Consider the following 26,256-nt stretch of genomic DNA (forward strand, 5'->3'; position numbering starts at 1 on the left):
TTCAAACTTAAGATTGCCCAGGTTGCGGTACATTTTATTTGGTACTGCAATAGAAGGAATCTTACTCACCAGTTCAGAAAGATTTTTTTGCCCGGTGGCCAGCATCTTTTCTTTTATTTCATTGGCATCAAAACCTAAAAAATCCTGGTTGGTAAGGTCACGGTAAATACCATTACAAACATATAAATCGTTTAAGCCATCATTATCTGCATCAAACATTAAAGCGCCCCAGCTCCATTCGCTTGCATTAACGCCACTGTAGTTGGCAATATCTTTAAATTTTCCAGTACCATCATTTAACTGTAAAGTATTTTGTAAAAATTGGTGAAAGAATCCGTTTCGTTCTTTTAAACGAAACTGATCTATATCATCAAAGCTCAGTGTTGTTTTTAAACGGTAATCATCTGCCGGCAGCATATCTGTTGTAAATATTTCTGGATAACCATCGTTGTTGATATCGCCAAAATCGGCACCCATCGATGCATAACTGTTGTGTTGCAATCTTTCCTCTAATTCATCTTTAAAAGTTCCGTTTTTTTGATTGATGTATAAATAATCTCTTTCAAAAAAATCATTGGATACATACACATCGGGATAATTATCATGGTTAACATCACCAACAGTTACGCCTAAGCCAAAACTCATTAACGTGCCGTGAATGCCCGCCTGCTTTGTAACTTCAGTAAAATGTCCGTTGTCGTTTCTGTATAAATGATCGCCGCCACCCTTTAAGTAATTGGGTACATTCCAGTCAGCAGCAAAAACATCACGTTGTTTGGGGTAACCCAAACTGTTTACAGGCACCGGACTATTATCAATTTTAAACATATCCAGGTCGCCGTCTGCATCGTAATCAAAAAAACTAACCTGGGTGGTATAGCCCGAATCTTTTAGTCCGTATTTTTCTGCACTCTCGGTAAAAGTCAAATTTTTATTGTTGATAAAAAGCTGGTTACTTCTTAAAGCAGCATTATGCATACTGCCTGCATTGCAAACAAAAATATCTAACCAGCCATCTTCATTAATATCAGCCATCACCACTCCTGTACTAAACTGCTGCTTATCAAAAAAGCCAGCTTTAGCAGAAATATCCTCAAACTTAAAGTTGCTCTTATTTAAAAAAAGTTTATTGCTGCCCTGGTTAGCTGTAAAAAAAACATCAGCTAAGCCATCATTATTTATATCGCCTGTTGCTACACCACCGCCATTATAAAAATTACGGTAGTTTAGAATATTGATGGTATCATTATCCTGTACTTTATTTACAAATTCAATTCCTGAATTTTCCACCATTTGGAATAATGGTATAGTTTTTTTCTGTTGTGTACAGGAAAAAATAATTAAAGAAAAAGAAAATGATATGCAGAATTGTTTTATGTTCACTTAAAATAATTTAGGGCTGCCGCTTAATTAATTCTTTTTTAAAGCCTCATTCATTTTATATAAAAAAGGGAATTCATTATTTTGCAGGAATAACAAATAAATTCCTTTTGAATTTTTTATTTTCGCAATATCCCTCAACTCTCCTCTTAAATTTAAACCTGTTTTTTTTGCATCCTGCCATACAAAATTACCTTTGCCATCATTAATTAACACATCGCCAAAGCTGGCGTCTAATTTTTCAAACTGTGGTAAAAAGCCAAACTGGTTACCACCGGTTACTAAATCAACATAACCATCGTTGTTTACATCTATTGGTTGTATTGCATTAAGGCAGGAAAGCTGCGTCATTACCGGTAATTCTTTTATTGTAAACTTACCATTGCCTTCGTTGATGGCAACACAAGAAAAAGCGTAGGTAAATTTTTTCACTTTAGAAGATGTAATCATTTCTTTTGAAAAAAGATCTTGCATGGATTTGTTTGCATAGTCGCTGTGTTTTAAATTTTCTTTTTTAAGACTGGGTAATTGATCCTGCATATCACGTTTTAAAAACACCGGCATATCTTTACCATTAATAGTGTAAGTCATAATTTTATCTATATCACTATTATTATCGTAATCATTCATCCACAATTTTGCCGGGCTGTCATTTTTAGGAGATAAATAAAAGTTGTCGCCAATGTTTCCTAAAATTAAATCCTGCTTACCATCATTGTTTACATCTGCAACCGCAACCGATTGCCACCAGCCAAACTTATCGCTTAATGTTGTTTTTACTTCTTCAAAATGATCTTTAGTAAACGAAAAAATCCGTGGTGTCATCCATTCACCAACAATTATTAATTCTTTTTGTTTATCGCCGGTTACATCTTCCCATACAGCACCAGTTACCATTCCTATATTTGATAAGTCGCTATTTTTTGTTTGAGCCATATCTGTAAAATGCCCTTTACCATCATTTACAAATAAATAACTTTGCGGATTTTTTCCATACACTCCTGGATAACTTCTTGCACCGATAAACAAATCAGGAAATCCATCATTATTAAAATCGTTTGCTATGGCAATACCAATATTCATACTCATGCTAGGGAAAGCAGCACTGTTTAAAGTAAAATTCGCCTTGCCGTCATTGGTAAATAAACGCAATTGCAGTTCCCTGCTGCCAACCGGACGATTATTACCACCGGGGCAAATGAGCAAATCCATATCTCCATCGTTATCATAATCAACAAATAATACTGCCACATCTTCAAATTCAAAAAATGGTTTAAAAGCATTTTCATCTTTCTTTATAAATGCGCCTTTGGATGTTTGCAAATACAATTGTCCAATTTTTCCCTGTGCACCACCAATATAAATATCAGTTAAGCCATCTCCATTTGCATCTGCAGTTGCAGCTTTGGGGCCTTCTCTCGAAAATACTCTTGGAATTAAGCGTTCGTTATAAAAATCAACGTATTCATTTTCTTCATGCTTTTCAAAACCGGTGGCTACTTTTGAAAAAAAAGTTTCAATCGGTTTATCAATTATAATTTTTTCAGCAGTTGTTTGTAATTGTGTTTGATTAAACAGGTGTAATTTATTAATTGCAATTGTATCAAACTTATTGGTACTCCTGTCGGGCCATGTAATTATTGCAGAATCAATTTTTGTAGCTGTACCTAATCCAAAAATTAATTTATAATCAACAGAGGATTGAAAACCCCGGCTGGGAATTAATTCCTGAGTAAGAATTTGATCACCAATATACAATTGTATTTTACTGCCAATAGCAAAGGGGTTTTTTGCTGCCCCCTTTAATGAAAACCCGATAAAATTATTTTTATTGATTTCCCTTGATTGGTTTTTATAAATGAATGTGGGCTGATTTTGATTACATACAATTAAATCCAGGTCACCGTCATTATCCAGGTCGGCATAAGCAGCACCATTAGAAAAAGTGGGCTGCCCCATTCCCCAATCGGCACCAATATCGGTGAACCTTAAATTTTTATCGTTGCGGTAAACTTTATTGGGTAATGGGGTAAGCGGTATTTCTTTTAAAATATTTTCAACAGCTTCTTTTTTGCCGGTCATTACCATTTTTTGGTTAACATCGTTGGCAAAAAAATCCATAAAGTCAAGATTGGTAACATCCTTGCCCACGCCATTGCAAACATACAAATCGTTCCAGCCATCGTTATCCATATCAAATATTAATGCACCCCAGCTCCAATCGGTAGCTGCAACACCACTGTATCTTGCTATGTCAATAAATTTGCCATCTTTATTATTTAACTGTAAGCAATTTTTGGTGTACTGATAATAAAAGCCTGATTTTAATTTATCGGTAAACAAACTGATATTATCGAAAGAGCCGGTTGTTTTTAAACGGTAATCATCCACCGGCAACATATCTGTTGTAAACAAATCGGGATAGCCATCATTATTTATATCCGCAATATCAGCGCCCATTGATGAAAAGCTGGTATGCTGAAACCATTGCTCCATCTCATCTTTAAATGTGCCGTTCTTTTGATTGATGTATAAATAATCCCTTTCGTAGGAGTCGTTACTTACAAAAACATCGGGCCAGCCATCCCTGTTAATATCACTAACGGAAACGCCAAGCCCAAAACTTATTAAGCCACCATGTATGCCTGCCTGGGATGTAACTTCTTTAAAAATATTATTGTCGTTTCTGTATAAATGATCGCCGCCGCCTTTTAAAAAATCAGCAATTTTCCATAAGCTGTCAGGCATATCTCTTCTGTTGGCAAAATTTAATTGATTAATGGGTATTGGGCTGTTGTTAATCATAAAGCAATCCAAATCACCATCCATATCATAATCAAAAAAAGAAACCTGTGTGGTGTATGCAGAAATATCCAAACCAAATTTAGCAGCAGCTTCTGTAAAAGTGCTGTTGCGATTATTAATGTATAATTTATTTTTTCTTGTGCCTGTACCCATGTGCCCCGATGAGCAAACATATATGTCTAACCAGCCATCGCCGTCAACGTCTGTAAAAACTGTACCTGTATTCCATTTGTCATCTTTAATAATGCCGGCTTTATCACTTATATCTTCAAACTTAAAATTGCCTTTATTAAGGTATAATTTATTTGCCCCTACGTTAGATGTTATAAATACGTCTGCCAGTCCATCATTATTAATATCGCCTAACGCAACACCATTGCCATTGTAAAAATTTCTGAATAAAAAACCATTTTCCAGGCTATCGTCAATTACTTTGTTATTTAAATCAATGCCGGTATTCTCCATTAATTCAAATAATGCTTTGTTGGTACTTGTATTACCCAATTTATTTTTACAAGAGTAAAATGCAACTGCTGTGATACAGCATAAATAAAGAAAGTATTTTTTCATCAATAAAGAAAATCGTTTGACTTACATTATATAAAAGTAAAAGGCCATTGAAACAATGACCTTTTACGAAATTATGATAAAAAACAGTTATTAAAATGTGATATTAATAGCCTGCGTTTTGTTTTAAGTTTGGATTAGCTATTAACTGATCTGAAGGAATTGGAAACACTAAGTTTTTAGCGTCTGTACTTGTTTTTAAAGCCCAAGGTTTTAAAAACACTCCAAAACGAATCAAATCTTGTCTTCTCCAGTTTTCCCAGTACATTTCACGTCCTCTTTCAGCCAATAAAGTATTAGGGTTTGATACATTTGCAGCATCAACCATAGTGATAGTTGTCCATGGTGTAGCTCCCCTTATAGTTCTCAACTGGTTTACCAAAACCAATGCTCCAGCAGCATCAGGAGTGCTCTGTCTCATTTTAGCTTCAGCCACCATTAAAACAACATCGGCGTAACGGAAAATTTGAAACTGGTTTCTTTGATTACCCCCATTATAGTTTGCATAATCTGGTGGATATTTAATAACTCTAACACCGGTTCTTTCTAAAGTTGTTGCATCTGTTTCTACTGCATTAACCGCAGGAGTAAAAGCTAAATCCCTCCCCTGACGATCTTTTTGTTTTGTTCCATTAGCATTAAATTGCTGACCAGCTAACAAACCTGGTCTTACACCAGAAACATCTGTAACACCGGCAAAAAATCTACCCCCAATTCTTTGATCTTTTGTAGTATCAATAACAGTAGCTGGCGTTCCATCTCCATGTCCTTCAAACATGTTGTAAAAATCTGCTACAGTGCTAAAGCCATTCCAACCTGCACTACCAACAACACTTGGTTGGTCCCATGAATTGTAATGAAATGTATTCATCCAACGCTGGTTGGTGCTTCCTGCATTAATACCACCAATACTTGATGAACCATCATTTGGCCATGCCCAGATTGCTTCGGTACTGGTAGTAGCATTATTAGGCCCAAAATTATTAAAGTACTTGGTGTTAAGTGAATAACCAGCACTCATAAGCTGAGTACCTAATGTTACTACCTGAGTCATATCAGCATTGTCAAAAGAAGGAGTAGTTTTATTTAAGAATGCACCTTTATTTAATAACAACTTCATTAATAAAAATTTAGCTGCATTAACATTAGCCCTACCTTTATTGTTCGGCAAAATATTTCGTGTAATTATACCGTTTAGTCGGGCCGCAATTGCATCAACTGCTTCTTTAGGTTGATATACCGGAGCAGGATCAATCGAATTAAATTTTGACTGTTCCCTGTAGGGTACCTGACCAAATAAATCCAAATAATAAAATTGCGCCAACGATAACAAAAAGTTAGCCTCATCTGCCTGCACTGGTGTAGGGCTGTAGGCTAAGGTAGATAATGCATCACTTGATGTTTTACCCAAAGTGTTAAAGGCTCCAACAATTGCGCCACGGGTAGCACTCCATGCATGCTGGTGCATTACACGCCAATCGCCATTATCATCCCAATCGCCACCTCTTGTTGGTACTAAACTTTCATCAGAAGTATTACATTCTAAGTTAAGTAATCCACCTACTCCATGAATTAAATCGTTCATGTCGTTATAAGTACCATTTAATACCGCAGATGCTGCTGGTATGGTTCCTGCATTAGGATCTATAAGAATAGAGCTTTGCAGTTTTTGGTCCAGTTTAGTACAGGATAATGTTCCCAGTAAAACTAAACCAGAAAGCATTAGAATTTTATTTTTCATAATTTTTTATGATTAAAAAGTTTACAATTTTTATAAAGAAAAGTTTACTCCAAAAGTAACTGATCTTGCAGTTGGATATCCAATATAATCTATCCCAAGTGATGGAACACCGTTAAGAGCTTTATTTACGTTCACTTCAGGGTCGAAACCTGTGTATTTTGATATCACAAACAAATTAGTTCCTGTTAAGAATAAATTTATATTTTTAAAAGCCTTATGGTTGCCTACCCTGTAAGACAATGTAGCGTTACCCATTTTAAGAAAATCTCCTTTTTCCAAAAATCTTGTTGAAGGGGAAATTGCATTGGCGGTATTTTCTCCATTACCCACTAAACCAGAGAAAATATTTCTACCACCAACAATATTACTGATGTTTAAAACACTCATTAAAGTATTATTATACAGTTTGTTACCAAATGAACCATGCATATTAATACCTAAACCCCATGCCTTATAAGCAATGTTTGATGAGAAACCAAAGTAGCCTTTAGGATTTGGATCACCTGCAAACTGTACACCACCAGCCTTATATTTTGCAATACCGTTTGCATCAAACCCTTCGAATATTTGAAGATAGTATACATTTAAAGGTTGGTTATGTGCTATTACCTGCGCATAAGCATTAGAAGTACCCTGGCCATTTAATGCCCCTGTATTTTTCACAAAAGGAACACCAGCTAAAGCAGGAGATTGAAATGAATTCTTTATAAATGTAGTATTCAAAACCACATCCCAGGTAAAATCTTTTTTGTCTATAACAGTTACGCCTAAAGATATTTCAGCACCTTTATTGGTAATCCATGCCTCTTGGGCACTTTTACCGTCTAAGTTTTTATATACCGTTCCGCTTCCTGGTACAGGTTGAGATATTACAAAATCTAAAATAGGGTCAGTTGTTTTTTTACTAAAATAGTCTATAAAACCATACACCCTGTTTTTAAACAGATTAAAATCTATACCGCCATTTATAGAAGAAACAGTTTCCCATCTTAAATCAGCATTACCAAACTGGTTAGTATTAAAATTATTATTACCATTATACACACCTGCATATAGAGCTGCATCAACCGGGTTAAAATCCTGATTGCCGGTTTGGCCATATCCTACTCTTAATTTTAATGAATTTACAAACGAAACACTCTTCATAAATTCTTCGTTAGATATATTCCATGCAAATGCCGCAGAAGGAAAATAAGCGTATTTGTTATTTGTACCAAATCTGCTTGATCCATCAGCCCTTATAGTACCAGTAAACAAATATTTGTCTTTATAATTAAGTACGGCTCTTCCAAAATAGCTCTGTAAATCTACAGTTGGGTCTTTATAAGAAGATGTTCTTAAATTAGCCAAAAGCCCGTTTTGAATGTTATCATAATAATGATAATTAGGGTTAATGGTAGCCTGATTTAAATTTAAGTTAAACCCATAAGTAAATGTACTGTTACCTTCAAAAGCAGTTTTCCAATACTCATAACCTACTAAAGCATTAAGACTTAAATCCTTTGCAATATCTTTATTATAGTTTAAAGTATGTGTAATGGTTTGAGAAAACAATTTTGAATTTGCAATGTTTGCTAACCCATTTCCATCAGCATTACCACCTGTAGCTTTAATCCAACCTTGCAATTCAGTCTTTCTGCTGCCAGCACCATAATTAACACCATATAATAATTTATACTCCAAATTGGGTAAAATTTTATACCCTGCTGTAAATGAGCCTAACAATTGCTGCAGTGTTGAATAGTCATTATAAGCATCTGACATAGCAAGGGGATTAACCTGGCCACTTGGATTTGTTTGGTTATATAACCCATTGCTTCTTTTAAGCTCTAAAGTTGGATTCCAGATTAATGCCAATGAAATTAAGTTTCCGGTACTTCCTGCATCATTAGAAACAGGTGCAATTTGCTCCACCAGATTAGCGGCTGTAATGTTAAAGTCAAAACTTAATTTTTGGTCTAAAAATTTATACTGCCCGTTAAAGTTGCCAATATATTTTTTTAGTCCGCTTTTTCTAATAATACCTTTTTGGTCAGACACTAAAAACGATGCCCTGTATTTACCATTATCTGTACCGCCGCTTACAGCAACTGAATAATTTTGAGTAGGTGCATTTTTGTCTAAAATAGCTTCAAATGGATCTACATTTTTTCCAGAATCGCTTCCAGCAGCTCCATTATTATATTTTTTTTGTGCTGCTCTGTAACCTGCTGCATCTAAAACATCAATTTTACGCATTACACCGCTAATACCATAAGTTGCATTAAATTCCACTTTTGCAGCACCATTACTTCCCTTTCTGGTTGTTACTAATATAACACCATTTGCACCTCTTGAACCGTAAATAGCAGATGCAGAAGCATCTTTTAATATATCCATTGATACAATATCTGCTGGATTTAAAAAGTTTAATGGGTTAATATCCGGAGTTTGTCCAACACCAGAAACTCCCACACTAGGGCGAGGGCTACGGCCATCTAAAGGCACACCATCAATAACATAAAGTGGATTATTACCCGAGCGAAGTGTATTAGTTCCACGGATTTTAATAACAGTAGCAGCACCTGGCTGACCGCTATTGTTAATTACCTGCAATCCTGCAACCTTACCAAGTAATAATTGGTCGGGATTGTTAATTGGGCCTTTATTAAAATTTTTGGCTTGAACAGAAACTACTGATCCGGTAAGGTCTTTTTTACGAACACTACCGTAACCAATTACAACCACCTCGTTTAAATTAGAAGTACTTGTAGCCATACTTACATTAACTGCGCCACTAGCTACCCTTGCTTCCTGAGCAGTAAAACCAGTACCAGTGAAGACTAGGGTTGCTCCATTAGCAACACCATTTAATGTAAACACACCTTGCGCATTGGTAGATGTTCCTTTTGTAGTTCCTTTTACAGTAACAGAGATGCCCGAAACAGGATCTCCTTTAGAATCAGTTACAGTACCTGTAACCGTTTGGGCTTTAGCAAAAGCTGTAAACCCGATTACTGCCAGCAGAAGCATAGCAGCTTTCCTCATAATAGCAAGAAGCATAATCGTTTGGTTTTTTGGAATGAACAATAATAACAGTTGAATTAAACTTTTATTCCCGATTGGGATTGTTGTATAGTATATCTAAATAAATAACAGCAATCTAAAAAAGGTTAATAAAAACTTAATCTTGGCTATAAAGCTACATTTAAATAATGTACTAAATACACGATAAAAGTGTATTTTCGCTGCAAACGTTTGCGAAATTGTTTGCGAAATCGGTTGTTGTGCAAATTTTTTTTTACCTTACATTTTATTACTGCTGCTTTATGACCAATACTACTTTGAAAAAAATTTCAGAGATACTAGGGCTTAGTATTTCTACGATATCCAGGGCATTAAAAGATCATCCGGATATTTCAGATAAAACTAAACAACGTGTGGTTGAATTAGCCACCACATTAGATTATGAACCTAACGCCAATGCCATAAACTTGCGTACCAGTAACAGTAAGTTATTTGGCTTAATAGTTCCTTCTATTTCCAATTCGTTTTATAATTCTTTTATTTCTTCTGTAGAAGAAGAAAGCAGGAGGAACGGATATTCATTAATGATACTGCAGTCTGGTGACGACCCAAGTATTGAGATAACAAATTTAAAATTGTGCAGGCAAAACAGAATTACCGGCTTATTTGTTTGTATTTCTCCAGATACCGTAAACATTGATGCTTTTCTCCGTTTAAAAGAAATTGAGATTCCGGTAATATTTTTTGATAAGGTTCCTGAGAGCAATGATTGCAATAAAGTTTGTGTTGCCGATTCACTTTCTGCAACTATTGCCGCAAATGCAATTATTAATAAAAAGAAAAAAAAGGTAGTGGCGCTTTTTGGTAATACACATCTTTTAATAACCAGGAAAAGACTGGAAGCTTTTACAACAACTATTAACGAAAAAGTAAATAAAATAAAATTAATTACAGATTATGCTGTAAGTTCTGCCCAAGCGGAGGAAGCAGCTTTAAAACATTTAAAAGAAAAGCCTGACACTTTTTTTTGTATGAGTGATGAAATTCTAACAGGTACAATGAAAGCGATACAAAAAAAAGGATTAAAAATACCTGATGATATTTCTGTAATTGCAATAAGCAATGGCGATATTCCTAAATTATATTTTCCGGAAATTACTTATGTGGAAACAAGTGGTTTAAAATTAGGTAAATTAGCATTTAGCAGCATGATGGCCTGCCTGGGTGGCAGCACTTTTATACAGGAGCTCACTATAGAATCTTTACTGGTAGAAGGAGAATCGTTATAATTAACAAGATAAAAAAAACAGACAATTTTTTAGGCGAGTTTTAGGTCTTATCATATTTACATTTATCCAACCCATTTTAAATAATTTTCAAAAGAGTCCCTTGTTATAATCTAATCAGTAAAAAATCTCAAAAAAAAATTACCCTTACCTTTATTCATGAAATTATAAAATATTAGCAGTGGTTTCCACATCAGTTGCAATTTATATTTAAAAATATTTGTGTTTAAAAGGTTAAATAATATTATTCTTTATTGCCTGCTTATATTCTTTTCAGGTTTTGCTACGGCGCAGGTATGCCCTAAGGATAGTAATTTTTATTCAATAACTAATACTGGTACTGAATACAACACCATACAAAAAGCAATTGTTACTACAGAAAATGAAATTGTTGCTTTAGGACAATTTGGAACCTTTAGAAGTTTTATAGCAAAGTTTACAGGCCTGGGCACTAATATCTGGTCAAATGAATATAAGCCCGACTATCCGCATACAAGCTGGGTGCAATTTCCCTGGTACGAAAATACCAGCATTCAGGGAATGATTCCTTCCTCCAATGGCAGTTTTATTGTTTACGGATCCAGTTTTGAACATGGAAAATCGATAAATAATGTACAAGAACCTCCCGGCCATTGGGTTGGGGTGATGGTTCATATTGACAAATTTGGTAACACTATTGCTGGCAAATATTTTGGTAATTGGCGTACAGGCTATACTGTTAATAATGTTATAGAAGCAGATAATGGAAACCTGATAGTTTATTTAAGGTCGCTTTTATACCCTTTTATAAGTAAAGTATTGTGCGTAGATAATTTTGGAGGTATTATATGGGGAGCGCCTTTACAAACAGTACCATTATATAATGAAGTAGGAAATTTAAGCCATGCAATGACAAAGCTTAAAAATGGCAATATTGTTGTAGCAAGAGAAATGGTAAGAAATATTGCGGATACAATTTTTTATCCTTTTCAACCTCCAATTATTTTACCAGCACCACTCAATTATTTTCATTTGTTTGAACTGGATGGCAAAACAGGTAACCTGATATGGGAAACAAGTTACCAATGCCCCACCTTATCAAATACCAATATTTCAAATGCCTTTACCCCTGAAATAAAAAATATTATGCAGCTGCCTGATGGTAAATTATCGTTACTTGCTGATATGTATTTACCTGTGGATAATGAAAGATTTTATGCTCATAAACTTTATTCCAGACGTGCTGTAAATTTTATTACAGATAAAGACGGCTTTCTTCAAAAAATTATTGCATATCGTCCGGAAAATAGTTCTGGAAGTTTAGAAAGTGTGCAGCAAATTACCAATAGCACAGAAAGGCTTTTAACAATAAAAGATTCCACAAATGAAAATATATTGGTTTTTAAAATCAACAACGATGGCCAGATAATTTGGAAGAATTCTTACAAAAATGTTACTCCCACCAACACATCTAAAATTATCACGTTAGAAAAAAATGGCGGTAAAGGTTTATTTACTTTTCAAAGTGATGAAAATTCGTTTAACTTTCATTCCTCAGTTACCAATGCTGTCGGGAATAATCCATGCGCTCTATCAAACCTAAATGTAATTGCCGAAAATGCGCTGTGGACCTGGTTAGTTAAAAAAGTGCATCTTTTCACTATTCCGGTAAATATTGATTTTCGGTATTCCGCTTTTAACATAAAAAGTGATTCCTACCCCATTTCACAAAATACAGATTGTGAATATCAATTTGCCTGCTGTAAAGACTTTATTGATACCATTAATATAAAAAATATTTCTATTTGCCCCGGAGAAATTTACACCTTACCTGATAATAATAAAGTAAAGGATTATGGTAATTATTACGCAACGCTTAAAGGCCAAAGAGGGTGCGATAGTATTTTATTGTATAATGTAAAACTTTTAAAATTGCCAGCTGATTTAAAAACCACACCAGATACCTGCTTAAATAATGCAACTACAATTGAACTGAGAGCAACCGAAGGTTATAAGACTTACCTGTGGAACAATGTATCCTCACCACAATCTTTTTATCCGGTTAGTTTACCGGGAAATTATACCGTAAAAGTGGAAAACAAATGCGGATCAAAAACTGATAGTATAATAGTTTACAGCAATTGTGATTTCCCTGTTTATTTTCCGAATGCATTTACACCTAATAAAGATTTTATTAACGATGTACTTAAAATTCCAAGACAAAATAAAAACAGGCTTAAGAAATTAAGCATTTACAATCGCTATGGGCAGGTTATTTTTCAAACTACAAAATTTAATGATGGCTGGGATGGAAATTACAGGGGCATGCCTCAATCTGAAGGCGTATATATTTATTATTTAGAAATGGAAGGTCTGTCAGGCAAAAACATAAATCAAAAAGGAACAGTTGTTTTAATTCGCTAATTATTTTTTATTCGCAAAATCTACAAAATCTGGTTAAACTCCAGCCGCTCCCCATCTGGCCCCGTAATATTAAAATATTTGCAGCCATTTTTCCAGAAGGATAAAAACATTGGTGCTTCTTCAATGATGTCAAAAGATAAATTTTTCAGCTCGGTAAAAGCTTTGTCTATATCATCCACATCAAAAGCTATATGATCTATATGGCCGTTTTTTCTGCCGCGGATTTCCTGCAACTCAGCAGCCGGCATTTGATATAATTCTATAACCATTTCGTTATACTTCATCATGGCCACATTTCCTTTATCCCCATTAAAATTAAATGTTGCCGCCATTACATTTTTAAAGCCCAGGCGTTCATAAAACCCTTCCGACCTGGCTAAATCAGTAACCGGTATGCCAATATGCTGAATATGATTGATCTTAAAATTCATAAATAACTGCTTCGTATGGCTGCAATTTACTATTAACTGACGGCGAAGAATAATTACTCAATAAAATTTTCGCTTTGCTGATATCAACATCTGTATTTACAGTGGCTGCTGTATTTTTAAAATTTAAAAGTATCAATAACTTTTTTCCATCAAGTTCTCTTGTATATGCATACACATCAGCATTATTTTCATCCAGCAATGTATATTTGCCATATACTAAAACTAAATTTTCTTTACGCAGTTGAGTAAGTTTTCTAAAATAGTTTAAACAGCTGTTGCTGTCTTTATCTTCTGCTGCTGCATTTACAATGGTATAGTTACTGTTAATTTTTAACCAGGGCATGCCCGTTGTAAATCCTGCATTAGTTGAGGCATCCCATTGAAATGGCGTACGGCCATTATCTCTGCCCATTATTTTTTGATCTGTTATAAATTTCACTAAATCTTTCCCTTCTGCCTTAGCCTGCTTATAATGATTTATAGTTTCAATATCATTATATTCTTCAATAGTATTAAATTTTATATTGCTCATGCCCAGCTCATCGCCATAATAATAATACGGTGTACCCCTCATCGTCATAATAAAAGTAGACAGCATTTTTGAAGAAACCTCCCTGAATTCAGGTGCATCATTTCCCCAACGGGTAACCATACGTGGTTGATCATGATTGGCCAGGTAAATACTTAACCATCCTTTTGTTTCAAAAGCTTTATCCCATTTGGTGTAAAGCGTTTTCATCTTAGCTAAATCCAACCCTTTAGGATCGGGCACTTTAAATTCTCCGGGCACCAAACCAAAATCTATTCCTTCAAAATGATAAGCCATACTAAACTCTTTTCCTTCAGGATAAACAAATTTCATTGCATCGTCCGGATTGGAACCGGCCCCTTCTGCTACTGTTAAAATATCTTTTTTGTTCAGCACTTTTGTTGCCATTTCCTGTATATATTCATGCAGGTGCGGCCCCGTATAATATTTAACCACTTCTTTAGTATAGCCTTCCGGAAATTTTGGAAAAGCAGTGTCTTTTGATGCATATTGAAAAGCATCCATTCTAAAACCATCCACACCTTTATCTAACCAATACTGCATCATACTGTAAATTTCTTCTCTCAGCTTTGGATTTTCCCAGTTAAGATCGGGCTGCTTATCAGAAAAAATGTGCAGGTAGTAAGCATTAGTGAGGGAATCGTATTTCCATGCGTCGCCATTTACATCAAAAAAACTAAACCTTGGTGCAGGCTTTCCTTTTTCGGCAGGCCACCAGTGATAATAATTGCGATAAGGATTATTACGTGAACTCCTGGATTGTTTAAACCATTCATGTTCGGAACTGCTGTGATTAAGCACCATATCCATTACCAGTTTAATCCCCCGGTCATGCATTCCCTTAATCAGACTATCAAAATCCTGCATGGTGCCAAATGCTTGCTGTATGTTCCGGTAGTCGCTTATATCGTATCCATTATCGGTATTGGGCGAAGCATAAATAGGGTTAAGCCATACTGCAGTAATGCCGAGGCTTTTTATATAATCCAATTTTGAAATTATCCCTTTCAAATCTCCTACTCCATCGCCATCACTATCCTTAAAACTGCGGGGATAAATTTGATATACAATGGCTTCTTTCCACCATTTACGGTCGCTGATTTCAGTTGAACTTACTTTATTATCTGTTGTTGAAGAATTACAAGATGACAATGCAGCAATAAAAACTAAATAATAAACTGCTGAGAAAATATTTTTTTTCATGATAGCAACTATTAAAATGACAATTGTAAATCGAATGTAAAAATTGTATCTCAATAAAAGAAGCATTTAAAAATTAACCTTACAGAAATCGTTTGCGAAATCGGTTGATGTGTATTTTTTTAATATCTTACAATAAAAATAAAACGATGGGTTTTGAATGGAGTGGCGTTATGCCTGCACTTACAACTAAATTTACGGCCGATGATAAATTAGATCTTCCGCTGTTTGAAAAAAATTTAAATGCACAATTAGCTGCAGGAGTAAACGGCATTATTTTGGGTGGCACTTTAGGCGAAGCAAGTGTATTATCTACCAATGAAAAAGAAACACTTATAAAATTTGCTATTGAAAAATGTGCCGATAAAATTCCTGTAATTTTAAATATTGCAGAAGGTGCAACAAAAGAAGCACTGCAACAGGCTGCTTACGCAAAAGCATGGGGTGCTAAAGGCTTAATGGCTTTGCCGCCTATGCGTTACAAAACGGACCACAGGGAAACTGTTACTTATTTTAAAACTATTGCCGACTCCACCGATTTGCCGATAATGATTTATAATAACCCTGTTGATTATAAAACAGATGTTACATTAGATATGTTTGAAGATTTAACCAATTGCAAAAATATACAGGCAGTAAAAGAAAGTACCCGTGATGTAACTAATGTAGCCAGAATGATTAACCGCTTTGGAAATCGCTTTAAAATTTTATGCGGTGTTGATACTTTGGCTATGGAAGAACTTTGCCTGGGTGCCGATGGCTGGGTGGCAGGATTAGTTTGCGCTTTTCCGGCGGAGACTGTTACTATTTTTAATTTAGTAAAGGCTGGAAAAATTGCTGAAGCAACAAAAATTTACAGATGGTTTATGCCATTATTAGAATTGGATATTCATTCTAAACTAGTGCAGTATATTAAACTTGCAGAAACACAGGCAGGCATAGGATCAGAAGCTGTAAGAGCCCCAAGACTAACTTTGATTGGAGAAGAAAGAGAAAGAATTTTAAAAATTATTAATGATGGTATTGCAACAAGGCCGGCTTTAGGATGAGATGGTGTGTGATAAATGGTAAATGGTGAATTGTCAATTAAACACTAAATTAGGAAGCCCTATTTTTGCCCATTGCCCATTGCCTACTCCTCCATTTCTTCTTTTATTTCTTCCGAAATTTTTAATAATAACTTATCAATTCTTTGCCCGTCCATATCAATTATTTCAAAAGAAAAACCCCGCCATTCAAATGTTTCGCCGGTTTTAGGGATGTGCTCCAGTTCGTGTAAAACAAAACCTGCAAGCGTATCAAAATCATGTTCAGCTTCATTCATCCACTCGGTTTTTTCAAACCTGCTTAAAAAATTATAAAAAGGAATTTGAGCATCTACTAAATAAGTGCCGTCAGCTCTTTCTGTTATTTCATATTCATCCTGGCCGGTTTGCGGCACATCACCCACAATGGCTTCTAAAATATCATTCAGCGTTATCATACCTTCCAGTGTGCCGTATTCGTTTACAATAAAACAACTGTGAATTTTTGTTTGCTTGAATTTTTCCAGCAACTGGTAAGCGGTATTATTTTCTGGCACAAACAAAGCTGGCTTTGCAATATCTTTTAATAATTTATCAGGGGCAGCTTTTAATAAATCTTTTATACTGATAATACCTTTTATATTATCCACCGTTTCTTCGCAAACCGGGTAACTGCTGTAAATAACTTTATCCATTTTATCTTTTACCTGCTGCACTGTTTCACTGCCATCAAACCAGGCGATGTCGGTACGGTGCGTCATCAGCGATGTAATATTTCTATCACCTAAATGAAACAATCTTTCAATAATATCTTTTTCTTCTTCTTCAATAGCACCATGTTCACTGCCCTCCGATATCATTGCTTTAATTTCTTCTTCTGTTACCTGGTTATCTTTTACTTTAAGGTTAAAAAGTTTTACAATTAAATGTGTACTGGAAGTTAATAACCATATAAAAGGAAAGGTAAGTTTACTTAACCAGCCCATGGGTTTTGCAAAATTTTTAGCAATAAATTCGGGCCTGGCCAAACCAATTCTTTTAGGCACCAGTTCGCCCAGCACCAATGAAAAATAAGTAAGGATAACTACTATAATAGTAGTTGCAATTCCATTGCTGTAATCCCTCGACCATTCGAAACGGTTAAAATATTCAACTACAGGTGTCTTAATTTTTTCGCCTGAAAATATACCTGTTAAAATACCGATAAGTGTTATACCAACCTGCACAGTAGAAAGAAAAACATCGGGGTGATTGGATAATTTTAAAGCTGCCTTTGCCTTCTCATCACCTTTATTGGCCTGTACTTCAAGCCTGGTTTTACGGGCAGATACCAAAGCTATTTCTGCCATTGAAAAAATCCCATTAATCAGGATAAGGCCAAGTATTATTAAAATTTCCACCATAGTTAATAAAGTAATCCGTAGTTAACAGTAAATGATTTTCCGCACAAATATCCGATAAGTATTCCAATTACTCCCCCCGCAGATACATCAAGTGGGTAATGTACCCCTACATACACCTGTGCAAAAGATATACTAAAGGCCCATAAAAAAAAAGTTAGTGGCCACTTTCCAAAGTATTTTTTTAAAGTTAAATATAAAAATGTTGCCATGGCAAAATGGTTAGCGGCATGCGATGAAGTAAAGCTGCTGCTCTGTGGCCTGTAAGCCACTAAAACCCTTATCCAGTCTGCAATAGCAGCATTATTGCAGGGCCTTTCCCGGTAGAAATTTTCCTTAATGATCTTACTGCTTACAAAGTCGCTTAGTATGGCGGTACAAACGGCAAAAATTACCCACCACCATACATTTTTTTTAAAATTAACGGTAACCAAAAGCAATAAAAAAAGATACAAGGGCACCCACATATTGGAGTTACGCAACCAAGGCATCAGCCAGTCGAAAAAACTGTTGTGCCAGTAGTAATTTATTTGTTTAAATAATTGCCTGTCGTATGTAAGCAACTCTTGCATTAATGTACCATGGTTGTTAAATTATAATCACCCAAAAATAATTAAACTAATTTAGCAGCCGGATAAAATATAATAAGGATGCTATTGTTGCCCCCAACCCCTAAAGGGGAACTGAACTGCAACAATAGTTTTGAGACTTACTAATAAGCTTGTTTTCATTAAATTAATAAAAACAAGAAAGGTACATTAACTAAAATATTGATTAATGCTTTTTTTGCAAAGAATTCCCAAAACATTGCGTTGGATATTTTCGGTGGTAATAGTGTTGTTATTTACCATGACTATTTTTAGAATATTATTTTATTTAAAGTACAATCCATCCGGTAAAGCATTTTCAGGCTCTGCATTTTTATTGGGTTTACGGTTTGATGCCCGGATTGCCGCCATAGTTAGTTTAGCTATGCTGCTGCTTACTTTTATTTCGTTTTTAAACCCGTTTAAAAATATTGCAGCAATAAAATTTTGGAATTTTTTAATGCCCGTTTTGTTTACAATTTTGGTATTGTTTTATTTTATAGATTTTTATCATTTCGATTATTTGCACCAGCGGCTGAATGCCACCGTATTAAATTATTTACAGGATGCAGGTATATCTTTTACTATGATGTGGCAAACTTATCCTTTAATAAAAGTTAGCATTGCTATTATTGTATTATTTATTTTATCTAGATTTATTTTTGGCAGGTTACTTAACAGCTATTTGCAAAAAAATAGTTTTTATAAGAGAAGAGGTGTGGCATATTATTTTATTTCCTTTTTTTTATTAACCGCTTTAATTTTTGGAAAGATTGGGCAATTTCCACTGCGGTGGAGCGATGCCTTTACTTTAAGCGATGACTTTAAAGCCAACCTGGCGCTTAATCCCTTTCAAAGTTTTTTCAGCACCTTAAGTTTTAGAAACTCCACTTACGATTTAAAAAAAGTAAAAGAATATTATCCGCTGATGGCAGCTTATTTTGGGGTACAGCAGCCCGGTAGTACACAATTAAATTATGAAAGAAAAACTATTGTTGCAGATACAACGTCACCCAAACCCAATGTAGTATTAGTTATCTGCGAAAGTTTCAGCGCTTACAAAAGCAGCATGTACGGTAACCCTTTAAACACTACTCCTTATTTTAATGAGTTGTGCAACAATGGTATTTTTTTCGACCGGTGTTTTACTCCTTCTTACGGCACAGCCCGTGGCGTTTGGGCAACAATTACCGGCACACCCGATGTGGAAAGCCCCAGCACTGCAAGCCGCAACCCCAATGCTGTAAATCAGCATACCATAATTAATGATTTTAAAAATTATAATAACTTTTATTTTTTAGGCGGCAGTGCTACCTGGGCAAATATACGTGGACTGTTAACCAACAACATTAATGATTTAAAATTGTATGAAGAGCAGGATTATAAAGCAGCAAAAATTGATGTGTGGGGCATCAGCGATAAAAATTTATTTTTAGAAGCCAATAAAGTTTTAAAAGAACAAACCAAACCTTTCTTTGCTATTATTCAAACAGCAGATAACCACAGGCCATACACCATACCAAAAGAAGATGAAGGCGCTTTTAAAAAATTATCTTTTTCAAACGACAGCTTAAATAAATTTGGTTTTGAGAATAATGAAGAGATGAATGCATTTAGGTACACCGATTTTTGTTTTCAGCAATTTATGGAAGCTGCAAAAAAAGAAAAATATTTTGATAATACTATTTTTGTTTTTGTGGGGGATCATGGCATACGGGGAAATGCCGCAGACATGTTGCCTAAAAGTTTTACAGAGCAGGGGCTTACCTGCGAACATGTACCCTTACTTTTTTACGCCCCAAAATTACTTAAGCCAAAAAAAATACATGAAGTATGCAGCCAGGTAGATATTTTACCTTCTGTAGCATCACTTGTAAAAATACCTTACCGCAATACTACTTTTGGAAGAAATTTATTCGACACAATAGTTCCTTCTGCTCAATTTAAATCTGTTTTTAGAGGAGAAAAATTTGCTTTTATAATTGATTACGATAAAAAAACAGTGGGGTTAATCAGTAATCAATATTATTTTTTAAAAAATTTAAAATCGGGTAAACAGGATTTTGTTTCGGTAACAAATAATAATCCGGTAGAAAAAAATACGCAAACCGACAGCGTTAAAAATTATTTATCTACATTAACAGATGCCTATTACGAAACAGCAAAATATTTATTGCTGAATAATAAGAAGAAATAAAAATATTTTTTCAAACCTGTAAGGTTTTGAAACGCCATCCTTACCGTTTGAATTATAACACTGTAATTCTCCCTATTGATTATTATATTGCACCTGTTTAAGCTTAAGGAAAAATCAGCATGAAAAAATGGAAAGTTTCTAAAACCATTCAGTGGATAATAAAAATATTTATTATCTATCTCTGTATGTTTACAGCTTTTCGCATTGCCACAGTAATTCTTTTTAAACCAAATACCATCAGCGTATTTGAATTAGGCCCTTCATTTTGGTTAGGAATTAAATACGATTTACGCTGGATAGCCATTGTCCTCTCCCCCATTATTGTGTTATCTATATTTAAAAGATTTTCGCCTTTTCATTCTGCAAGAACAAAAAAAGTTTGGACCATTTATTTATCCATAGTTACATTACTCATCATGTTTTTTTATGGTGCCGATTTTGGCAACTTCAGTTACAACCATACAAGAATTGGCGCCAGTGCATTAAATTTTAAGGATGACCCTTACGAAATGATACGCATGGTTTGGCAATCATATCCCATCATCTGGATTTTAATTGGCCTGGGTATTGCAGTTTTTTTTACTGCAAAATTATTCAGGCGTACACATGGCACTGTAGATGCCAATAATTACTGGCATAAGTTTGAATATAAACGCCGTTGGTATTTACTGGCACTCTTAATTATGTTTTGGTTTGTATTTGGCTTTTTACAATTAAAACCATTAACAAGGCAGGATGCGTATAAACTGAATGATAATTTTAAAAGTTACCTGGCATTAAACCCATTTCAAAATTTTATTACTTCTTTAAAACAGCGCAAGCCCGATTTTAATACAAGCGGTGCTGCAAAATATTATCCGGGTATTGCTGATTATTTGCAATTAGATTCCATTACCCAGTTAAAATATAATTACGAAAGAACAGTGCTGCCTAACAGCCGCAGCCTGGAAAGCAAGCCCAACGTGGTTTTGGTATTATGCGAAAGTTTCAGCATGTACAAAAGCAGCATGAGCGGCAACAAATTAAACAGCACTCCGTACTTTAATCAATTATGTAAAGAAGGTGTTTTTTTCAACCGTTGTTTTACACCAAGTTTTGGTACGGCCCGTGGAATTTTTGCCACCATTACCGGCATACCCGATGTGCAGCTGGCAAAATTTTCTACCCAAAACCCCGAGGCAGTAAACCAGCAAACCATCATCAATAATTTTGAAGGCTACGAAAAATTTTATTTTATTGGTGGCAGAAGCCAGTTTAATAATTTTCGTGGATTGATGGGTAATGTAGAAGGCATAAATATTTATGAAAAAGGAAAATACAAATCGCCTGAAATAAGTGTGTGGGGCATTAGCGACAGGGATTTATTTACCGAAGCAGCAGATGTAATAAAACAACAAACCAAACCATTTTTTGCAGTAATTCAAACCGCACATAACCACCGGCCTTACATGATACCAGTTACAGAAAAAGAATTTACCTGTGACATAGTTGATAAAGAGACGTTGAAAAAAAATGGTTTTGAATCGCAGGAAGAATACCAGGCTTTTTACTATACTGATTTTTGTTTTAAAAAATTTATGGAAGCAGCAAAACAACAACCGTATTTTAATAATACCATTTTTGTTTTTGTTGGAGATCATGGTGTGGAAGGGGAATCAAGTGCGGTGTATCCAAAAGCATGGAACTCTCACCGCTTAAGCGATGAGCATGTACCGTTGCTGTATTATTCGCCATCATTACTGCAACCAGCAACGTATAACTATACAGTTTCGCAAATTGATGTGTTACCCACTCTTGCCGGCATGGTGCATGAGCCTTATACCAACAGCACTTTAGGCAGAGATGTTATTAATCAGCAAAATATTTTGAACGCTGCTTTTATCATTCACCACGACGAAGGAAATATTGGAGTGGTAACAGATGATTATTATTTTATAAAAAATATCAACATCAACCAGCAGGAGCTAGTGCCGGTAAAAGATGGTTTACCGCCGCTTACCGCACAACAATCAGATTCTATCAAAAATAAATTATCGCAATTAACCTCTGCCATTTTTGAAACCAGTAAATGGATGCTGGTGAATAACCGAAAAAAATGAGGGTGTGAATGGTGAATGGTGAGTGGTCAATGGTGAATAGCAGTATGAAATTATATATTGCCTTTATCAACTCACGCATTTAAAAAAATTAGTGGGGGTTGTAATTGAGGTTATCATTATAGAATAAAAAGCATAATACTGCCAAGCATTGCCCACTCACAATTCACAATTCACCTCTCACCGCTCACGACTTTTTCGCAATCATTATCAACCTCGGTGTTTTTCTTACATCATAATTGGCAAAATTATAATCGCCAAAAACTTCCTGTATCTGCATGCCCTGGTAAGCAAACATTTCAGTAAAATCTCCTAAAGAAAATTTAGCAACTTTCTCTGTATAAATCATTGGCTCTTTCATACACTCATCTTCAATAATTATTTTTTTATAAAATGTGTTTCATCAAACCATTTGGTAATAATAAAATTTATGCCGTCAATTTCTTTTTCGGATTGGTGCACCAAATGATCTTCGGCATAATGCACATTCAAATAATCCATCACAAAACAACCGCCGGGTTTTATAGCTTGTGCAATGGTTCGTATGCCATTATCATGCTCCCGCCTGGTTTTAAAATATCCAAAGCTGGTAAAAAAATTAAAGGCATAATCAAAATAATTTATCCAGAAGGGTAGCCGCATATCGTGACGGTAAAAATGTAAATTCTCCGCCTCGCTTTTTAATGCTTCATCAATGCTGTCTTCGCTTAAATCAATTCCGGTTACATCAAAACCTTTGCCTCCTAACTGAATGGAGTGCCTGCCTTTACCACATGCCACATCTAGCATAGTGCTGCCGGTAGCAGGTTTTAAATAATCAATTAGCTTATCAATAAATGCAGCAGCTTCATGTTCATCCCTGTTAAAATAGAGTTGATGATAGTAGGGAGAGTTAAACCAATCTTTAAACCAGGATTGTTGCATGCAGGCAAAGGTAAAGGTTTAGAAGTTTAGGGTTTAGAAGTTTAGCAGCGATATTTTGCAAACACTTAGTTACTAAACACCTAAACCCTAAACTTCTAAACGAGATGTACACAAACCAAAAACAGCAAACCGCAAAAATTAAATAAAAATATTAACGCAATCGTTTCACTTTAGCAGATAGGGGTAAATTTTCTTATCTTTGCCATCCCTAAAATAGCAGCGTATGGCACTGATAAAAAGTATATCCGGAATAAGAGGCACTATCGGCGGAAAAACAAATGATAACCTTACTCCGCTTGATGTTGTTAAATTTTCTGCAGCCTATGGCACCTGGCTGATGCAGCAAAGCGATAATCATAAAATTATTATTGGCCGTGATGGAAGAATAAGTGGCGAAATGGTAAGCAGCCTTGTTGCCAATACACTAATGGGATTAGGCTTAGATGTTATAGACCTGGGCTTAAGCACCACTCCCACTGTTGAGATGGCTGTAAAATTTGAAAACGCAGCCGGTGGCATTATACTAACGGCAAGCCACAACCCAAAAGAATGGAACGCCTTAAAATTGCTCAACAACAAAGGCGAATTTATCAGTGGCGATGAAGGAAAATTTATTTTAGATGTAGCCGCAGCAGAAGATTTTAATTTTGCCCCGGTTGATAAATTAGGCACATACACCAAAGATGAAACCGCCTTACAAAAACATATTGATGCTGTAGTAAATTATGCATTAGTAGATATTGCTGCAATAAAAAAAGCAAACTTTAAAATTGTTATAGATGCAGTTAACAGCACCGGTGCCATTGCAGTACCGGCGCTATTAAAAGCATTGGGAGTAAAAGATATTGTGGTAATTAACGAAGAAGTAAATGGCAAATTTGCACACAATCCCGAGCCATTGCCCGAACACCTCACACAATTAAGCAGCGAAGTAGTTAAAGAAAATGCACACCTGGGTATTGCAGTTGATCCCGATGTGGACCGCCTTTGTTTTGTTTGTGAAGATGGCAGCATGTTTGGCGAAGAATATACTTTAGTAGCAGTGGCTGATTATGTGCTGAGTAAAAAAAGCGGTAACACAGTTAGCAACATGTCTTCTACAAGAGCATTAAAAGATGTTACGGTAAAACATGGCGGCGAATATTTTCCCAGTGCAGTGGGTGAAGTTAATGTGGTGAATAAAATGAAAGCCGTTAAAGCAGTAATTGGCGGTGAAGGTAATGGCGGTATTATTGTACCGGATCTGCATTATGGCCGTGATGCATTAATTGGCATTGCATTATTTTTAACGCACCTGGCCAACACTCAAAAAACTATTAAGCAGTTACGCAATACTTACCCAGATTATTTCATGAGCAAAAATAAAATTGCTTTAGAAAATGGTACCGATGTAAAAGAAATTTTTGAAAAAATAAAAGATAAATATAAAAATCAGCCAATAAATACCGAAGATGGATTGAAAATAGAGTTTGATACCGACTGGGTGCATTTACGCACCAGCAATACAGAACCCATCATTCGTATTTATGCCGAAAGTAATTTTGAAACCACATCGGATAATATTGCCCGGAGGTTGATGCAGGATATTGGGCAGATGATGTGAGGAAGCCCCTCCGCCCCTAAAGGGGGACTGCAAAGTGTAAAAGATTTATAACAGGTTACGTCAATTGGAGTGTTTAACAATATTAATAATCTAACAAAGGAAAGCCCCTTTAGGGGTTTGGGGCTTATGGAACAGAATAGAATTTATTTCGATAACGCAGCCACCACCGCACTTGACCCTCAGGTTTTAGAAACCATGATGCCTTATTTAACCGAAAAGTTTGGCAACCCCTCTTCTATTTATTCTTATGGCAGAGAAACAAGAATGGCTATTGAAAGTGCCAGAAAATCTGTAGCAAAAATTTTAAATGCACACCCCGCCGAAATATTTTTTACCAGCGGCGGAACTGAAAGCAGCAACACAGCAATTACAGCAGCTATAAGAGATCTCGGTTGCAAACATATCATCACTTCTCCTATCGAACACCATGCCGTATCACATTCTGTAGAGCATGCCGATAATTTAGACATTGCCAAAGTGAGTTACGTAAAACTGTTACCTAACGGTCATGTAGACATTGAAGACCTTGAAAAACTATTAGCCGCCAGCAACGAAAAAACTTTAGTTACATTAATGCATGCCAATAACGAAATTGGAAATATTTTAGACATTCATGCAGTAGGTAATTTATGTAAATTATACAATGCCATTTTCCACAGCGATACGGTACAAACTGTTGGTCACTTTCCTTTCGATTTAAGAAATACACCCGTGCATTTCATTACCGGTGCTGCACATAAATTTCATGGGCCAAAAGGCGTGGGCATTTTATACATCAACGAAAATGTAAAAATAAAACCCTTTGTACACGGTGGCGGGCAGGAGCGTAACATGAGGGCTGGTACAGAAAATCTTTACGGCATTGTGGGCTTTGCCAAAGCATTGGAAATGGCAACGGTCAATTACGAAGAAGACAGCGCCTCAATTGGTACACTCAAGTACTACATGATGGACGAATTGAAAAAAAATATTGCTGGTGTAGCCTTCAACGGCGATGTGCTGGGCAGTAGTTTATACACCGTACTAAGTGCAAGTTTTCCTAAAACAGAAAAGAG

General features: G+C 35.5%; 17 protein-coding genes. 7 read left to right on the forward strand and 10 right to left on the reverse strand.

Annotated features, from left to right (window positions below; all coding sequences use genetic code 11):
• The 4 genes from ACY651_RS12305 to ACY651_RS12320 form a co-directional block, all read right to left on the reverse strand.
• Nucleotides 1-1,293, reverse strand: a 1,293-nt coding sequence (locus tag ACY651_RS12305) for an FG-GAP repeat domain-containing protein (RefSeq protein ID WP_462253136.1), incomplete at its 3' end; no start/stop codon positions are given.
• A gap of 117 nt (nt 1,294-1,410) precedes the next feature.
• Complete coding sequence (locus tag ACY651_RS12310) at nt 1,411-4,689, reverse strand: VCBS repeat-containing protein (RefSeq protein ID WP_462253138.1); 3,279 nt, start codon at nt 4,687-4,689, stop codon at nt 1,411-1,413.
• Between the two features lie 169 nt (nt 4,690-4,858).
• Nucleotides 4,859-6,493: a RagB/SusD family nutrient uptake outer membrane protein gene (locus ACY651_RS12315; protein ID WP_462253140.1), complete on the reverse strand. Its 1,635-nt coding sequence runs from the start codon at nt 6,491-6,493 to the stop codon at nt 4,859-4,861.
• 30 nt (nt 6,494-6,523) lie between these two features.
• Nucleotides 6,524-9,535, reverse strand: a complete 3,012-nt coding sequence (locus tag ACY651_RS12320; protein WP_462253142.1) for a SusC/RagA family TonB-linked outer membrane protein — start codon at nt 9,533-9,535, stop codon at nt 6,524-6,526.
• A 281-nt stretch (nt 9,536-9,816) separates the two neighbouring features.
• Here ACY651_RS12320 and ACY651_RS12325 point away from each other — a divergent pair, with 281 nt between their 5' ends.
• Both ACY651_RS12325 and ACY651_RS12330 read left to right on the forward strand, forming a co-directional pair.
• On the forward strand, nt 9,817-10,788 hold the full coding sequence (locus tag ACY651_RS12325) for a LacI family DNA-binding transcriptional regulator (RefSeq protein ID WP_462253144.1): 972 nt from the start codon (nt 9,817-9,819) through the stop codon (nt 10,786-10,788).
• A 219-nt stretch (nt 10,789-11,007) separates the two neighbouring features.
• Nucleotides 11,008-13,188: a T9SS type B sorting domain-containing protein gene (locus tag ACY651_RS12330; RefSeq protein ID WP_462253146.1), complete on the forward strand. Its 2,181-nt coding sequence runs from the start codon at nt 11,008-11,010 to the stop codon at nt 13,186-13,188.
• A 20-nt stretch (nt 13,189-13,208) separates the two neighbouring features.
• Here the strand turns inward: ACY651_RS12330 and ACY651_RS12335 are convergent, their stop codons facing one another.
• The gene (locus ACY651_RS12335; protein ID WP_462253148.1) at nt 13,209-13,619 is read right to left on the reverse strand and encodes a VOC family protein; all 411 of its coding nucleotides are present in this window, start codon (nt 13,617-13,619) and stop codon (nt 13,209-13,211) included.
• Complete coding sequence (locus tag ACY651_RS12340) at nt 13,609-15,372, reverse strand: glycoside hydrolase family 13 protein (protein ID WP_462253150.1); 1,764 nt, start codon at nt 15,370-15,372, stop codon at nt 13,609-13,611. Before ACY651_RS12340 ends, ACY651_RS12335 begins: the two co-directional genes overlap by 11 nt.
• Before the next feature lie 107 nt (nt 15,373-15,479).
• On the opposite strand from ACY651_RS12340, the gene ACY651_RS12345 reads away from it, so the two are divergent.
• Entirely contained in the window at nt 15,480-16,418 is a 939-nt protein-coding gene (locus tag ACY651_RS12345) for a dihydrodipicolinate synthase family protein (protein WP_462253152.1), read from the forward strand.
• Between the two features lie 83 nt (nt 16,419-16,501).
• On the opposite strand, the gene ACY651_RS12350 is transcribed toward ACY651_RS12345, so the two are convergent.
• Nucleotides 16,502-17,797, reverse strand: a complete 1,296-nt coding sequence (locus ACY651_RS12350) for a hemolysin family protein (RefSeq protein ID WP_462253154.1) — start codon at nt 17,795-17,797, stop codon at nt 16,502-16,504.
• A 2-nt stretch (nt 17,798-17,799) separates the two neighbouring features.
• The gene (locus ACY651_RS12355) at nt 17,800-18,366 is read right to left on the reverse strand and encodes a phosphatase PAP2 family protein (RefSeq protein ID WP_462253156.1); all 567 of its coding nucleotides are present in this window, start codon (nt 18,364-18,366) and stop codon (nt 17,800-17,802) included.
• Nucleotides 18,367-18,571: 205 nt separating this feature from the next.
• On the opposite strand from ACY651_RS12355, the gene ACY651_RS12360 reads away from it, so the two are divergent.
• Both ACY651_RS12360 and ACY651_RS12365 read left to right on the forward strand, forming a co-directional pair.
• Nucleotides 18,572-20,578 carry an LTA synthase family protein gene (locus ACY651_RS12360; protein WP_462253158.1) on the forward strand — a complete coding sequence of 669 codons (2,007 nt, stop codon included), beginning with the start codon at nt 18,572-18,574 and terminating at the stop codon, nt 20,576-20,578.
• Nucleotides 20,579-20,697: 119 nt separating this feature from the next.
• A complete protein-coding gene (locus tag ACY651_RS12365; RefSeq protein WP_462253160.1) occupies nt 20,698-22,677 on the forward strand; it encodes an LTA synthase family protein in 1,980 nt (659 codons plus the stop codon).
• 184 nt (nt 22,678-22,861) lie between these two features.
• On the opposite strand, the gene ACY651_RS12370 is transcribed toward ACY651_RS12365, so the two are convergent.
• Together ACY651_RS12370 and ACY651_RS12375 are read right to left on the reverse strand one after the other, a co-directional pair.
• On the reverse strand, nt 22,862-23,035 hold the full coding sequence (locus ACY651_RS12370; RefSeq protein WP_462253162.1) for a hypothetical protein: 174 nt from the start codon (nt 23,033-23,035) through the stop codon (nt 22,862-22,864).
• 17 nt (nt 23,036-23,052) lie between these two features.
• The gene (locus ACY651_RS12375) at nt 23,053-23,598 is read right to left on the reverse strand and encodes a class I SAM-dependent methyltransferase (protein WP_462253164.1); all 546 of its coding nucleotides are present in this window, start codon (nt 23,596-23,598) and stop codon (nt 23,053-23,055) included.
• Nucleotides 23,599-23,821: 223 nt separating this feature from the next.
• On the opposite strand from ACY651_RS12375, the gene glmM reads away from it, so the two are divergent.
• Both glmM and ACY651_RS12385 read left to right on the forward strand, forming a co-directional pair.
• Nucleotides 23,822-25,201, forward strand: a complete 1,380-nt coding sequence (gene glmM, locus ACY651_RS12380) for a phosphoglucosamine mutase (RefSeq protein WP_462253166.1) — start codon at nt 23,822-23,824, stop codon at nt 25,199-25,201.
• A gap of 126 nt (nt 25,202-25,327) precedes the next feature.
• The coding region (locus ACY651_RS12385) for a cysteine desulfurase family protein (RefSeq protein WP_462253168.1) at nt 25,328-26,256 on the forward strand (929 nt) is incomplete at its 3' end.

The organism is Ferruginibacter sp., from assembly GCF_031391665.1.
In the GTDB taxonomy this organism is placed as follows: domain Bacteria; phylum Bacteroidota; class Bacteroidia; order Chitinophagales; family Chitinophagaceae; genus Ferruginibacter.

Excerpts from the sequence above, each read along its gene's own strand:
- glmM (WP_462253166.1), top strand. The coding sequence starts at position 23,822 with ATGGCACTGATAAAAAGTATATCCGGAATAAGAGGCACTATCGGCGGA.
- ACY651_RS12355 (WP_462253156.1), bottom strand. The coding sequence starts at position 18,366 with ATGCAAGAGTTGCTTACATACGACAGGCAATTATTTAAACAAATAAAT.
- ACY651_RS12340 (WP_462253150.1), bottom strand. The coding sequence starts at position 15,372 with ATGAAAAAAAATATTTTCTCAGCAGTTTATTATTTAGTTTTTATTGCT.
- ACY651_RS12335 (WP_462253148.1), bottom strand. The coding sequence starts at position 13,619 with ATGAATTTTAAGATCAATCATATTCAGCATATTGGCATACCGGTTACT.
- ACY651_RS12365 (WP_462253160.1), top strand. The coding sequence starts at position 20,698 with ATGAAAAAATGGAAAGTTTCTAAAACCATTCAGTGGATAATAAAAATA.
- ACY651_RS12320 (WP_462253142.1), bottom strand. The coding sequence starts at position 9,535 with ATGCTTCTTGCTATTATGAGGAAAGCTGCTATGCTTCTGCTGGCAGTA.
- ACY651_RS12315 (WP_462253140.1), bottom strand. The coding sequence starts at position 6,493 with ATGAAAAATAAAATTCTAATGCTTTCTGGTTTAGTTTTACTGGGAACA.
- ACY651_RS12375 (WP_462253164.1), bottom strand. The coding sequence starts at position 23,598 with ATGCAACAATCCTGGTTTAAAGATTGGTTTAACTCTCCCTACTATCAT.
- ACY651_RS12360 (WP_462253158.1), top strand. The coding sequence starts at position 18,572 with ATGCTTTTTTTGCAAAGAATTCCCAAAACATTGCGTTGGATATTTTCG.
- ACY651_RS12345 (WP_462253152.1), top strand. The coding sequence starts at position 15,480 with ATGTGTATTTTTTTAATATCTTACAATAAAAATAAAACGATGGGTTTT.
- ACY651_RS12370 (WP_462253162.1), bottom strand. The coding sequence starts at position 23,035 with ATGAAAGAGCCAATGATTTATACAGAGAAAGTTGCTAAATTTTCTTTA.
- ACY651_RS12350 (WP_462253154.1), bottom strand. The coding sequence starts at position 17,797 with ATGGTGGAAATTTTAATAATACTTGGCCTTATCCTGATTAATGGGATT.